General features: G+C 48.2%; 11 protein-coding genes. 5 read left to right on the top strand and 6 right to left on the bottom strand.

The window, feature by feature from the left end; translation table 11 throughout:
• The first annotated feature begins 9 nt into the window (after positions 1–9).
• Entirely contained in the window at positions 10–639 is a 630-nt protein-coding gene (locus tag AEA42_RS03695; RefSeq protein ID WP_197278417.1) for an SCO family protein, read from the top strand.
• 15 nt (positions 640–654) lie between these two features.
• Here AEA42_RS03695 and AEA42_RS03690 read toward each other — a convergent pair whose 3' ends face one another.
• Positions 655–1,701: a polysaccharide deacetylase family protein gene (locus AEA42_RS03690; RefSeq protein ID WP_037423857.1), complete on the bottom strand. Its 1,047-nt coding sequence runs from the start codon at positions 1,699–1,701 to the stop codon at positions 655–657.
• Positions 1,702–1,723: 22 nt separating this feature from the next.
• Here AEA42_RS03690 and AEA42_RS03685 point away from each other — a divergent pair, with 22 nt between their 5' ends.
• Both AEA42_RS03685 and AEA42_RS03680 read left to right on the top strand, forming a co-directional pair.
• Positions 1,724–3,091: an MATE family efflux transporter gene (locus AEA42_RS03685; RefSeq protein WP_055646999.1), complete on the top strand. Its 1,368-nt coding sequence runs from the start codon at positions 1,724–1,726 to the stop codon at positions 3,089–3,091.
• A gap of 77 nt (positions 3,092–3,168) precedes the next feature.
• Entirely contained in the window at positions 3,169–5,106 is a 1,938-nt protein-coding gene (locus AEA42_RS03680) for a S9 family peptidase (RefSeq protein WP_055646998.1), read from the top strand.
• Between the two features lie 65 nt (positions 5,107–5,171).
• Here AEA42_RS03680 and nfuA read toward each other — a convergent pair whose 3' ends face one another.
• Both nfuA and AEA42_RS03670 read right to left on the bottom strand, forming a co-directional pair.
• Positions 5,172–5,750: a Fe-S biogenesis protein NfuA gene (gene nfuA / locus AEA42_RS03675; RefSeq protein ID WP_037423725.1), complete on the bottom strand. Its 579-nt coding sequence runs from the start codon at positions 5,748–5,750 to the stop codon at positions 5,172–5,174.
• A 167-nt stretch (positions 5,751–5,917) separates the two neighbouring features.
• Positions 5,918–6,724, bottom strand: a complete 807-nt coding sequence (locus tag AEA42_RS03670; RefSeq protein WP_055646997.1) for a ComF family protein — start codon at positions 6,722–6,724, stop codon at positions 5,918–5,920.
• A gap of 25 nt (positions 6,725–6,749) precedes the next feature.
• Here AEA42_RS03670 and bioH point away from each other — a divergent pair, with 25 nt between their 5' ends.
• Both bioH and AEA42_RS03660 read left to right on the top strand, forming a co-directional pair.
• Entirely contained in the window at positions 6,750–7,544 is a 795-nt protein-coding gene (bioH, locus tag AEA42_RS03665) for a pimeloyl-ACP methyl ester esterase BioH (RefSeq protein WP_055646996.1), read from the top strand.
• Positions 7,545–7,605: 61 nt separating this feature from the next.
• Entirely contained in the window at positions 7,606–8,157 is a 552-nt protein-coding gene (locus AEA42_RS03660; protein ID WP_055646995.1) for a hypothetical protein, read from the top strand.
• Positions 8,158–8,213: 56 nt separating this feature from the next.
• Here the strand turns inward: AEA42_RS03660 and AEA42_RS03655 are convergent, their stop codons facing one another.
• The 3 genes from AEA42_RS03655 to greB form a co-directional block, all read right to left on the bottom strand.
• The gene (locus AEA42_RS03655) at positions 8,214–10,178 is read right to left on the bottom strand and encodes an LTA synthase family protein (RefSeq protein ID WP_055646994.1); all 1,965 of its coding nucleotides are present in this window, start codon (positions 10,176–10,178) and stop codon (positions 8,214–8,216) included.
• Between the two features lie 215 nt (positions 10,179–10,393).
• On the bottom strand, positions 10,394–12,760 hold the full coding sequence (locus tag AEA42_RS03650; protein WP_055646993.1) for a Tex family protein: 2,367 nt from the start codon (positions 12,758–12,760) through the stop codon (positions 10,394–10,396).
• 129 nt (positions 12,761–12,889) lie between these two features.
• The gene (gene greB, locus AEA42_RS03645) at positions 12,890–13,405 is read right to left on the bottom strand and encodes a transcription elongation factor GreB (RefSeq protein ID WP_037427391.1); all 516 of its coding nucleotides are present in this window, start codon (positions 13,403–13,405) and stop codon (positions 12,890–12,892) included.
• Positions 13,406–13,521: the final 116 nt, after the last annotated feature.

Raw genomic sequence — 13,521 nt, 5'->3', positions numbered from 1 at the left:
CAACAAAGAATCTCCAACAAGATCTTAGTGATAGCGATTCTATTAATAGGATTGGGAGGGCTATTTGCAGTGAAGTTCAATCCACCTAAGCCCGTTGAGTTAGAGAGTGGTTTTTTGTTTCCAGAGGCCTTCGAGCTAGCGCCCTTTGAGCTTATCGATCAACAGCAACAACCCTTTACCAATGCGAATTTGAAAGACCAATGGAGCCTATTTTTTATTGGTTTTACTTACTGCCCCGATGTCTGCCCAACTACCTTAAACAAACTCGCCGCCGCCTACCCTGAGCTGAAAAAAATTGCGCCCATTCAAATCGTGTTTTTATCCGTGGATCCGAAGCGGGACACCCCAGATAAACTCCTCACTTACGTGAATTTCTTTAATCCTGAGTTTAAGGCGGTGACGGGTGAGCAAACCCAAATCTTCCCCCTCACCCACAGCCTAGGACTCACCTATGCTATGGTAGGTGAAGGAGAAAATTATCAGGTCGATCATAGTGCGGGCTATGTGCTGGTTTCCCCTCAAGGCACGCGGGTAGCAGTGTTTAAACCCGCAGTCACCTTAGGTAAAGCGCCTCAGATTCTAAACGAGGCCTTAATCAGCGACTTCGATAAAATCGTCAACAGCTATAAACCTAAATAGCCATCGCAGATGAGACTATTCTTTGACCCAAGAACCGTCGTCTTTCGGTCTCACCCAAGGCTGAGAAAACCAGTAAAAACCATTGCGCGTCTTACTTGGTGCCGTACAGTTGTAGCGCGAGCGGCCAGCAGGCAAGGCTAAATCGGCTTGAATGCTAAACTCGTTTTCACTTAACCAAGTAGGTGTTTTTGCGCCTTGCCCTTGGATATAACACATCACTTGCTTAGCCGAAATATCGCTCATATCGAGCTTCACCTTAAGCTCGGGGCGCCAATTTCCGCCCTTAAGCTCAGGATCGCTAGGTGTTTGCTCAAGCACTGGCATATTGAGACTGTATAACTTGGCTTTTAGGCTCTTTAAATCCGCATATTGCCCCGCCACAGGGAAGCGCGGCAGCGCCGTGAGTGGCGAATAAGGGCCTGCCGCCCCTGACTGTTGGCCAAAGGCAACAAAGCCGTTTTCGGTCAACATGTCTTGAATCGCCTGATTGTATTCACCATAGGGATAGGCCAGCATTTTAAAATTCTGCCCAGTCGCCTCGCGAATCGCATTTTCGGTGTCCTGAATATTGGCCTTAATTCGCGCCAACCATTGGCTTTGAGATTCATTGTCCAGCCTGCGGATCAGATGTTCATGGGCCCAGCTGTGGTTAGCAATATCGGCCCCTTCCTTGGAGAGCGTGATGAGCTGCTCCCAAGTCATCATCTCAGTAAACTTTTGTTTAATAGGCTCAATTGCCACAAATAAGGTGTAGGGAAAACCAAATTCCTTTAGGATGGGATGCGCTGTGGTCGCAATGCTGCGATAACCATCATCGAAAGTAATCGCCACCGTTTTGGCGGGTAAATCTTGTTTTTGCTTTATCGCTTCGACCACCTGCGATAACGGAATCACCTTAAAGCCATCATCCGCCAAGAACTGCATTTGCTCACGAAATTGTGCAGGCGTGACGCTCGTCGCCGCTGGCGTGGTTTCTGACACATGGTGATACTGTAAAATGACCACGGCATTGGCCGAAAAAGTCATCAACCCGAAGAGTGCCAATAACGCACGTTTAACCATAATGTGAATACCTCCAATATCAATGACTACTGCAAAATCTACCGCACTCGCGCTGCTGTTTAATGGCGCTAAAAATCGCCAACTGTTCGCGCTTGCACTGCCGATGATCCTCTCCAATATCACGGTTCCGTTATTGGGATTAGTGGATACCGCTGTGATAGGGCATTTGAGTGACGCCTATTATTTAGGGGGCGTCGCACTCGGGTCAACGATTATCACATTAATCATTTGGTTATTAGGCTTTTTACGAATGGCGACCACAGGCTTAGTCGCACAGGCCTATGGCGCAAACGATACCGCGAGCCAATTAAAATTGCTGGTTCAAGGCGCGATGCTGGCGACTGGACTGGGTATCGCGGTGATCCTATTGCAGCTCCCGATATTGAATTTAGCGCTCGGCCTCTCCGAGGCGAGTATGGAAGTGGAGCGTTATTGCCGAGAATATTTTCAAGTCCGCGTTTGGTCGACGCCATTCGCCCTACTCAATTTAGTTATGCTCGGCTGGCTCCTTGGCCGGCAACAACCCAAGGCGGCGATGTGGCAGCTTATCCTCGCCAATTTAGCCAATATTATACTCGATGTACTGTTTGTAATGGGATTCGGCTGGGGCGTAAAAGGCGCAGCACTCGCTTCAGTATGTGCCGACATCACCGCCTTTAGCGTTGCGCTCTACATGGTATTACAACAGCTTAAGCTGTCGTCTCAATTTAAATTTGACCAATTGCGTGTCCATCTGACGTTTGCCGGTTACGGCAAACTGCTCAAACTCAATAGCGATATTTTTATCCGCAGTCTATGCCTGCAAGCTGCCTTCGCCTTTATGACCTTTCACGGTGCAGGCCTTGGGGACAATACCGTCGCAGCCAATGCAGTGTTATTGAATTTACTGCTATTAATCTCCTACGCCCTCGATGGCATCGCCTATTATGCCGAGGCCGAAGTGGGCAAAGCCTATGGTCAAAAGCGTGCGCAGCAATTGCATGAAGCCGTGGTGCTGGCTTGGTGTTGGTCTGCCATCACAGCAGTTGGGTTTACACTGATCTTTAGCCTTTGGGGAAGCCATATTATCGAACTGTTGACCAGTATTGATAAGGTCAGAACCACAGCACAGACTTATCTGATTTGGTTGGTATTGCTACCGCTTTGGTCTTTTAGCTCTTACCTATTCGATGGTGTTTATATCGGTGCGGCGCAGGGTAAAGTGATGCGTAATAGCATGATTATTGCGACATTTGGCGCCTTCTTTCCGACATGGTATTTACTACAATCGCTATTGCCTTCTGAGCAGGCTAACCATGCTCTGTGGGCGGCCATAACAGCCTTTATGTTAACGCGTAGCCTGACCCTTGCAGCACATTATCGCTTTAGTAAGACATTTATTGTTAGTTAACTCAGTAAAGACAGTAGCTTACTTAGGTTTGACCGATTATTATACGCACAACTTTTGTAATATAAATGTGATATAAAATGAAAAGGATTTTACCTCTACTGCTCCTGTGGCTAAGCCTGCCACTGCTTGCCCAAACGGTACCACAACTTCCCGTCGAGGCTTTTGCTAGTATTCCCGATGTCAGCTCTGTGCAATTGTCACCCGATGGTAAAAAAATTGCCTCCATTGTTCGTGTCGAACAACCTAAACTCAAGGGAACCGTTGTCAGCATTCTCGATTTAGAAACGGGTGAAAAAGACGTTGCAGTTCATACTGATAACCAAAAATTTGTAATGCTGTCGTTAAGGTGGGCAAACAATACTACATTGTTAATAAAAGCTCAGTTTCCAGCAAATCGTTATGGAACACCAACAACCGAAACCCGCCTAGTTAAGTACGATTTAACCACTCGAAAGACTTCGAGTGTACTTGCTCCTAGTGTTATCGATCGACTCAGTTGGATCCCCCAACATCAAGGGCAAGTTATCGATCTGATGCCAGATGACTCGGAACATATTCTGCTATCCCTTGATGGCATGGGCCAAAATGTAGGGGAAGACAGCGTACTCAAAGTCAATCTGTCACAGGGAAAGTCCTCCTACATTCAAAATGCTAAGCGTAATATCATCGGCTGGGTTACCGACAGGCAGCACAAGGTCCGAATTTCCATCTATAACGATGATACTGAGTACCGAATCTACGAACAGCCCGAACAAAAAGCAGAGTCTCGCTTGCTTTGGAGCTTTAAAGCTTTCTCTGAAGAGAGTGTCTGGCCACTGGGGTTTGATGCCGACCCGAATATTCTGTACGTACGCGCCTATCACCAAGGATTTGAAGCTATCTTTAAGGTGAATTTAACCGATCCTAAGCTCACCAAGGAGCTGGTGTACGCCAACGAAAATACCGATGTCGAAGGCGATCTCATCTATTCAGAATTAAAGAAAAAAGTTATTGGGATCAGTGAGGGTGATGGCGAAGAGTATACTTTTTGGGATCCTGAATATGCGGGCCTACAAAATGGGCTGAAAGCGGTATTACCCAATGCTCACAACTACATCACCCAATTTAGCGCCAATGAACGCCGCTATATCGTCTACTCCACCAGCTCGACTCAGCCCGGCACCTATTACTTTGGCGATAGGGATGAGAAGGCGCTGTTTCCGATTGCTGAGAGATATAGCAAGCTCAGCAGCGAGCAACTCGCCGACACGCAATACTTAAGCTACGAAGCGCGGGATAAACTCAAAATCGATGCTTACCTGACAGTGCCAAAGGGCCTCGAATCCAAGCAACTGCCAACCATTATCTTCCCCCACGGCGGCCCCATTAGTTACGACAGTAATGACTTCGATTATTGGGCACAGTTTTTTGCCAACCGTGGCTACGCAGTATTCAGAATGAACTTTCGGGGTTCAGCAGGCTATGGCTATGAGTTTATGAAAGCCGGCCTAAAAAGCTGGGGGCTCGAAATGCAAAACGATGTGGAAGATGGCACGCGTTACCTAATCAATCAAGGGATTAGCGATCCGCAACGTATCTGTATTGTCGGCGCGAGTTATGGTGGTTATGCAGCACTGATGGGCGCCGCAATGACACCCGAACTGTATCGCTGCGCAGTCAGTGTTGCTGGGGTGACAGACGTGGCTTACCTGGTAAAATCCAGTCGCCGTTTTACCAATTATGAAGTCGTCAAAGAACAAATTGGCGATGACTTTAACGTCCTCTATGAACGCTCGCCCATCAGCAAAGCCGATAAGATCACCATCCCAGTATTACTACTGCATGGCGATAAGGACCGAGTGGTCAAGGTACAACACAGCCGCGAAATGTTTGACGAGCTAAAATCTCGTAAGAAAAACGTCGAATATATTGAGCTTGAAAATGGTGACCATTATTTGAGTAACAATGACCACAGATTAACCACCTTTAAGGCGCTGGATAAGTTTTTAGCAGATAACCTAAAAACTCAGTTGTAGCATCAAAGCCAAATATAAAAAACGCGACTCAAGGTCGCGTTTTTCATTTAGCTCAACTCAAAAGATTAAGCGTAAGAATGCTCACCGTGTTGGTGATCGGTTACGTCACGCACACCCGTTAATTCACCAGGGAACATATCTAACAGTTGTTTTTCGATACCATCCTTTAAGGTGATATCCACTTGCGAACAACCGTTACAACCACCGCCAAACTGCAATACCGCAACGCCTTCTTTGGTGATCTCAACCAACATAATGTTGCCGCCATGGCTAGCTAATTGTGGGTTGATTTCTGATTGAATAACGTATTCGATACGCTCCACTAAAGGCGCATCACCCGCAACTTTACGCATTTTCGCATTTGGCGCTTTAAGGGTTAATTGCGAACCTAATTGATCGGTCACAAAGTCAATTGAGGCTTCTTCTAAGAAAGGTGCACTCTTTTCGTCTACCATAGCGCTAAAGCCATTGAATGCTAATTCAATATCATCGCTTTCAACGGCATCAGGTGGACAGTAAGACACGCCACACTCAGCTTGTGCGGTACCTGGGCTTATCACAAATACACGAATATGAGTGCCTTCAGGTTGATCTGCTAACAACTTTACAAAATGGGCTTGAGCCGCATCGGAAATCGTAATCATGGAAACCAGCTCCGTCAGGGGATACCTGAGTGTTTTAGTAAGAATTAGCCGTATGATACTCCTAGTCACTCGCGCTTTGTAGTCCCTAGGGTAGCAAGTTCTGGAATTTTGCAAAATCCATCACGCTTTAAATGCAGCAACTTAACATGCAAACCACTAATGTATGACTATCGCGACTCTATGTTTTCACCTGCGATATCTTCCAACAAGCCTGGCGCTTCGGCTCGTGCAAGACACCATATTTGAACATGCACGTATCGCGCTTCAAATAAACGGGCGATTTCCGCAACCGTCGTGCCTGTCGTTACCACATCATCCACTAACGCAATCCGTTGATAGGCAAAATCGGCATTTAACTCAAAGGCATCCTGTAGATTTCGTCGCCGCTGCGCGCCATTGAGTCCAGCTTGTGGGCGGGTATCTTGTAGCCGAACCAATCCGTCACTGATCAGAGGGAGCGAGAGCTGCTTCGATAATTCATGTGCGATGAGCCAAGCTTGATTAAATCCGCGTTGCCTTAATCGGTTGGGGTGTAAAGGTACTGGTACTATGGCCTGTGGTAGAGTGGTTAATCCTTGCTGTTCAAGCTGACCAACGCGCGCCACTAAGGCTTGGCACAATAAGGGTAAGGCGGCGAGTTGTCCCTGATATTTGATAGCGGCTATCCAAGGGCCAAAGCCTTGATGATAACTACAAGGAGCGATGACTTTTCGCGGCTGATGCTTTTGACATTGACCACAATATTCCAGCTCAAGTTGCATGGATTTGCCGCAACCTAAGCAAATGGGGCTGTGATACAAGCCAGTTTGCAGGCATACCTGGCAAAATCCTACTTCCGTTGAATTTAGGGATTGGTGGCACAGTAAGCAGCGGTTAGGTAAACTGCCTGCCAAGCAACGATGCACCCAATGCGAGACTAAGCGTAATAGCTTCGCCCCCTGTTGCGACCAAATCCATTTGCTATCGCCCGACATACAACATCCTATTTGAGGTATTTTAGTGAACGCTACAACGTCTACTCATCATCCCCAACTGCATATCGAAACCATTGGCCAAGGGCCAGATCTAGTGATGATCCACGGTTGGGGGGTTAATTGCGCCGTGTTTACGCCGCTGCATGAGCAACTGTCTGAGTATAGAGTGCACTATGTCGATCTGCCGGGTTTTGGCTTAAGCCAACCGATAGCGGGCGATTTATCTGCTTGGGTCGATGCGTTAATCAGTAGCTTACCCGCCAATGCAATTTGGGCTGGCTGGTCGCTGGGCGGTTTAGTGGCAACTCAAGCTGCCATTCGCTATCCATTGCAGATTAAAGGATTAGTCACTATCGCCTCTTCCCCCTGTTTTATGGCAAGGGAAGAAGAAGCATGGCCCGGTATCCCGCCACAAGTACTCAGTATGTTTGGCGAACAGCTTGGGCAAAATTTACCAAAAACCATTGAGCGCTTCTTAGCAATTCAGGCCATGGGCAGTGAAACTGCCAAAGACGATATCAAACAGCTACGGGATTTAGTCTTAGCTCGCCCACTTCCCGATGCTGCGGCATTAACTCAAGGCCTTGATATGCTGAACCAAATCGATCTTAGACCGCAGTTATCGGCGATACAGCAACCTTGGCTGCGGATCTGGGGCAGGCTCGATGGACTCGTGCCCAAACGCGTGCAACCTCAAATGCCCACCGCAAGCCATATCACAGATGTGATGCTCGCCAAGGCATCCCACGCACCGTTTGTGTCCCACAGGAAAGAATTCTTGCAAGCAATCACACCTTGGCTGGCGCAATTCAAGGACTAGCGCTTTATCTTTGAGCAATAAATGGCTAGTATTTAACCATTAAGGCTACAAGGAATTTTTCATGCTGCTTGTCAGTAATTACCCCCAAGTTCCGCTAGCGACCACCAATGTCGCGACGGACTCGGCTCGGGTCGACAATCAGCTCAAACCCGTGGTTATCCCACCACAGGCTGCGACTAAAGGCCATGAAGAACGCGCCTTTAACCCGCAAAATGAACGTACTGCCGACCAAGCTCAGCAACAGGCACGCTTACTCGAGCAAAATCAGCAACAAGTTCAAGATAAGCAGCAACAGCAGTCTTCACAGCAACAGAGCCAGCAACAGCAGGAAAAGCAAGCTCCTATTGTTGCCGCTGATCGCGCGCTTCCCAAGACATTAAAAGTGCCTGTACGCGGCCCAGCCGCGCTGCAACGTAAGGATATTCGCCTCAAAGTCGGCCAACAAAATCCGAGACCAGCCAATACCAATGCCAAAATGGGTACAACAACGGCTCGTCAACCTATTCAGGGCGAATCACCTCAGTTTTATCAGCAGGTTGGCCAGCGTATTGGACAATATTATGCGCAGCAAACTCAGCCTGAGACCGAACCATCTATGTCGGCTTGGATTTAAAAAATGCTGATTTGAAAGATAAAAAATGCCGCTAATCAGCGGCATTTTTTATTCGGTTACTTACCCGAGCGATACAGCTCTTGCTGGTAGGCTAGGCTGCCCCACAGGGCCCAACTTAAGGCCTTTTTCTCTAGCGCCTGCGCCGCGGGTGCATAAGGCGTTAAGTGCTCAGTTTTTTCATCATATTGGAAACCTTGCGCCGCTTTCTCTGGCTGCAGGATCACCACATCCTTGCCTTCCATCAACGCAAAATTTTTGTCGTATTGCATCAGTGCACGTCCAGGCCAATCATCGCTGACCTGAGTTAAGTCACGCCCTAACATAGGGTAAGAGTCTGAAATACCAATCAAAGATAACAAGGTTGGCGGTAAGTCGATTTGACTCACGATACGGTGATCGCGTTTTGGTGCAACATTATCCCCAAGGATTAACCCAGGAATACGGAAACGCGATACTGGCACCAGATCCGCACCACCGACTCGACTGTCATGGTCAGCTACCACAATAAAGACGGTGTCCTTCCAGTAGTCGGCATTTTTGGCCAGCTTAAAGAACTCACCAATCGCATAATCGGCATATTTTGCCGCGTTATTACGGGTTTGTTTTGGTTGCTCATACAGCTCAATACGGCCATCGGGAAATTCGAATGGATCGTGGTTACTCGAGCTAAACACTAAACTAAAGAACGGTTTACCTTCGCTATGCAGACGCTCAAACTCACTATTTGCCTTACGCATTAAATCTTCATCAGAAGCACCCCAAGAGCCGACAAACGCAGGAGATTTATAATCCTTCTGATCGATAATGTCGCTAAAACCATTCCCGAGGAAGAAGCTACGCATATTGTCAAAATGGCTCTCACCACCATAGATAAATTGGGTGGTATAGCCGTGATTTTTTAACAATTCAGCGATACTGAAGAAACCCGTCTGGCTCTTGCCTAATTTCACCACCGCACGGGCTGGCGTAGGGGTAAAACCAGTCGTAACAGCTTCAATTCCGCGCACAGAGCGTGTGCCAGTGGCGTAGAGATTATCGAAATACCAGCCTTCCTGTGAGAGGGCATCGATATTTGGCGTTAACGGCAAACCACCTAAACTCCCCACAAAACGGGCTCCCAGACTTTCTTGCAGCAGGATCACTAAATTTTTAGGCTTTCCGGTATAACTGGCTTGGTTAAAGCTCAGAGAGGGAAGTTCATTTGAGGTAAACGCACTCTCAGGGCGACCGCTCTCCTGCCTAATGACCTTGATAATCTCATCTTTGTCCAAGGAGCCATACACCTTAGAAGCATCTTCCTCACTGCCCATTTGTTTGATCGCAAACACTAAAGAATAAGCGGAGTTGATCACTAAGGAGTTTACTAACGGATCATCGGCAAATGCCACCATCGCAGGGTTAATCGGTCTATGACCTAAGGTTGAACGCGCACCCAATAGGGTCAAAACGATAACCAGCACGGCTAACACCGGGCGCCAATACCAACGGGGGAAACGCAGGTTTTTACACAACTTACCGCTCAATACCCAGCCGCCCCATAGGGTTGCGATACTCAGCACCACAGAAAAAATCAGCTCAAGCTTGCGTCCCGCCCACAGCATCGACAGCACTTCTTTGGGATAAATCAAATACTCCACATACAAACGATTAGGGCGAATGCCGTATTCCTCAATAAAGGCGGGCGTTGATACTTCGAGGAATAAGATAGTCCAGAGGCCTATGGTTAGCCATAAACGCAGAATCCATTGCCATGCTCGGCCAATCAAATGATCGCCCGAAAATATCGCTGTACCTAAGGCTGCCACACCCCATAACCAACATAGGGTTGCAATATCGACACGAATACCTTGCAGCAACAAATGCGACCAACCGTCAACAGCGGCTACACGTTCGCCTTGCCACAGGCCTAAACCGATTCGGCTAGCGGTAGCAATAGCCAGTACTAACAGACTGAAAATAAGAATGACGCGAAAGGGCCCGTGGGCGCCCTTGCGTCCACCAGCAGATAAACCTGACTGCATGTATTACCCCAAAAACATTAAACGCACACTCAGCTTTGGAGTGTCAATTTGAAAAATTACCAGAAGTTGCTATATGACAACCGATCTGGCTTAAGGTTGCATTAAATTGCCGCCTTTATATTACCTGTCGTAGCAAACATGCAACAATTTTGTGATTGAGGGGTAAAAAATGTCGACTCGGGCACATGCTAATGCCCGAGTCACATCGAGATGACTTACTTTTTCAGCTTAGCGAAAGCATCAGCAAAGGCATTGCCCATCGCCGCATTGACAGGGGCTGGCTTGGGTGCTGACCGCCCAGACTGAGGTTGTGATGATTTGTGCTGTGACGCTTTGTGCTGATTCGGTTTGTTACCCTGATGCTTACCCTGCACTGGCGTGCGAGTTTGCGACTTACTCTGATCAATCGCCTCATCCAGACGCATACTCAGGCCAATTCGGCGGCGCTCCACATCCACTTCCATCACCTTCACTTTTACCACATCACCCGCTTTGACCACGGTATGGGGATCAGTAATAAATTTGTCGGTTAATGACGAGATATGCACTAAACCATCTTGGTGCACGCCGATATCCACAAAGGCACCAAAGTTAGTCACGTTGGTGACAACGCCTTCGAGGATCATCTCAGGCTTGAGATCCTTAAGCTCTTCAACCCCATCTTTAAACTTAGCGGTTTTAAACTCGCCACGGGGGTCACGGCCAGGTTTATCCAGCTCGCTAAGGATGTCGGTCACTGTCGGCAGACCAAACTCAGGAGTCGTAAACTCCTGCGGTTTGATGTTGCGTAATAATTCTGAATTGCCAATAAGGCTCGCCACATCGACTTGTTTGGTCTTGGCAATCGTTTCGACCAGCGAATAGGCTTCCGGGTGAACCGCTGACATATCTAATGGATTATCGCCGTCACGAATACGTAAAAAGCCTGCGGCTTGCTCAAAGGCTTTAGGGCCTAAACGCGGTACTTTTAACAGCTCTTTACGATTTTTGAAGGCGCCGTTGGCATCGCGGTAATCCACCACGTTTTTGGCCAAGGTTTTATTTAAACCTGCAACTTGCGATAGCAAAGGCACAGACGCCATGTTTAAGTCCACGCCTACACCGTTTACACAATCCTCGACCACGGCTTCGAGCGAGCTAGAAAGCTGGCTTTGACTCACATCGTGTTGATATTGACCAACGCCGATAGACTTAGGCTCAATCTTCACCAGTTCCGCTAAGGGGTCCTGTAAACGACGGGCAATTGAGACCGCGCCGCGAATCGAAACGTCTAGCTCAGGGAATTCTAATGCCGCCAGTTCTGATGCGGAATACACCGAGGCGCCCGCTTCGCTCACCATCACTTTGGTCAGCTGTGGTTGGCTGTCCTTGAGGCTGGCGATCAACTCAGCCGCTAATTTATCGGTTTCACGGGAGGCGGTGCCGTTACCAATCGCGATTAACTCTACCTTATGCATTTGCACTAAGTTGGCGAGGGTACGAATCGACTTGTCCCATAAATTCTGTGGTGCATGGGGGAAAATCGTGGTGTGTGCCACCAACTTACCCGTGTTATCCACCACGGCGACTTTAACGCCAGTACGTAGACCTGGGTCTAGGCCCATGGTTGCCTTGGCGCCCGCTGGCGCGGCCATCAGTAAATCACCCAAGTTACGGGCAAATACGTTAATGGCTTCCGCTTCGGCGCGCTCACGCATTTGCGAGATAAACTCGGTTTCCATTTGCAGGGCAATTTTAATTCGCCACGTGGCAGTAACGACCGTTTTGAGCCACTGATCCACACTGCTATCGCCCAGCTTTAAGCCTAAATGCTCACTAATAATGACTTCACAGTAACTGCCTTGACCCGCCTCTGCACCGGGATCGGCATTCATCGATAATGACAGGAAGCCTTCATTACGGCCACGGAGCATAGCTAAGGCGCGGTGAGATGGCACTTTGGCCAAAGGTTCGTTGTGCTCGAAATAATCGCGAAACTTCGCGCCTTCCTTCTCTTTGCCGGCAATAACACGGCTCTCTAACACACTGTTTTGGCTTAAATGTTCGCGAACTTTACGCAGTAATTCCGCATCTTCGGCGTAGCGCTCCATCAGGATATAACGGGCACCTTCCAATACCGCTTTGGTGTCGGCAAAACCCGCTTCTAGATTCAGATAACCCGCAGCCAATGCTTCAATATCGGCATTGCGATCCGCTAACAAGGTTTCGACCAGCGGCTCTAATCCCGCTTCAATGGCAATTTGGCCCTTAGTGCGACGCTTAGGTTTGAAGGGAAGATACAGATCCTCGAGACGCGTTTTACTATCGGCGCCTTCGATTTCCCGTTGCAGCTCAGGCGTTAATTTACCCTGCGCTTGAATGCTGGATAAAATCACCTGACGTCTGTCATTCAATTCACGCAAATAACCTAAACGGGTGTACAGCGTACGTAACTGGGTGTCGTCTAAACCACCAGTCGCCTCTTTACGATAACGGGCGACGAAGGGAACAGTGGCACCATTGTCGAGCAAATCTATGGTGGCAGTGACTTGATGCTCACGAACATTGAGTTCCTGAGCAATAATTTGGGCAATAGTCTGCATAAATAAAGTATCGTGCCTAACGGTTTGATTAATCCTAATTGCGCCCAAGATACCACAGGCGCAGTCGTTGTTTCATATGATGCGAGCGATTTGCCGCTGAAAATCGCCGAGAGTTTGATCTCGCGAGGTTTATTCCCCCTCGTCCGCGAGCGCCGAGTCAAGCAAGGTGTCGAACGGCGTATAACGGATTTCGTTGATATACCATGTCTTTGGGCCAGAGGGCGTTTGCACCACCACTTCATCATCAACTTGTTTGCCGATAAGCGCCCGTGCCATGGGGGAATCAATAGTGATATAACCCAGTTTAGTATCGAGCTCATCTTTACCGACAATCCGATAACGCACGCGCTCACCCGCGTCGTTTTCAAGCTCAAACCAAGCGCCAAAGTAAATTTTGCCTTCCTGCTGCGGAGAATAGTCGACAATTTTGAGTTCTTCGAGGCGCTTAACCAAATAGCGAACACGACTATCTATTTGACGCAAAAGCCTTTTGTTGTAAGTGTAATCCGCATTTTCACTTCGATCGCCCTGCGCGGCAGCCTCTTGCACTTTGAGGGTGATCTGCGGGCGATATTCCTTCCACAGGTATTTTAATTCTTTATCTAAGGTCATCCAGCCTTGGCGGGTGATCAAATGCGCTTTCATGTTAAGACTCTATAGTTAACTAAAACGAGCATAATTTTAAACAGGCATAGCACTGATGATACTCAGAGTCGCCGCCAAAGTTAAGGACTAGCAAAAAGCACCGCTGCCAGAAATGC

This window comes from Shewanella sp. Sh95 (assembly GCF_001308045.1).
Lineage (GTDB): Bacteria > Pseudomonadota > Gammaproteobacteria > Enterobacterales > Shewanellaceae > Shewanella > Shewanella xiamenensis.
Note: the sequence above shows the minus strand (reverse complement) of the source record. Positions and strands in the feature narration are given on the sequence as shown.

What these genes read in the sequence shown, in the direction of transcription:
- nfuA (WP_037423725.1), bottom strand. Translation starts at nt 5,750, where the DNA reads ATGATTACGATTTCCGATGCGGCTCAAGCCCATTTTGTAAAGTTGTTA.
- AEA42_RS03680 (WP_055646998.1), top strand. Translation starts at nt 3,169, where the DNA reads ATGAAAAGGATTTTACCTCTACTGCTCCTGTGGCTAAGCCTGCCACTG.
- AEA42_RS03655 (WP_055646994.1), bottom strand. Translation starts at nt 10,178, where the DNA reads ATGCAGTCAGGTTTATCTGCTGGTGGACGCAAGGGCGCCCACGGGCCC.
- AEA42_RS03685 (WP_055646999.1), top strand. Translation starts at nt 1,724, where the DNA reads ATGACTACTGCAAAATCTACCGCACTCGCGCTGCTGTTTAATGGCGCT.
- greB (WP_037427391.1), bottom strand. Translation starts at nt 13,405, where the DNA reads ATGAAAGCGCATTTGATCACCCGCCAAGGCTGGATGACCTTAGATAAA.
- AEA42_RS03660 (WP_055646995.1), top strand. Translation starts at nt 7,606, where the DNA reads ATGCTGCTTGTCAGTAATTACCCCCAAGTTCCGCTAGCGACCACCAAT.
- AEA42_RS03690 (WP_037423857.1), bottom strand. Translation starts at nt 1,701, where the DNA reads ATGGTTAAACGTGCGTTATTGGCACTCTTCGGGTTGATGACTTTTTCG.
- AEA42_RS03650 (WP_055646993.1), bottom strand. Translation starts at nt 12,760, where the DNA reads ATGCAGACTATTGCCCAAATTATTGCTCAGGAACTCAATGTTCGTGAG.
- AEA42_RS03670 (WP_055646997.1), bottom strand. Translation starts at nt 6,724, where the DNA reads ATGTCGGGCGATAGCAAATGGATTTGGTCGCAACAGGGGGCGAAGCTA.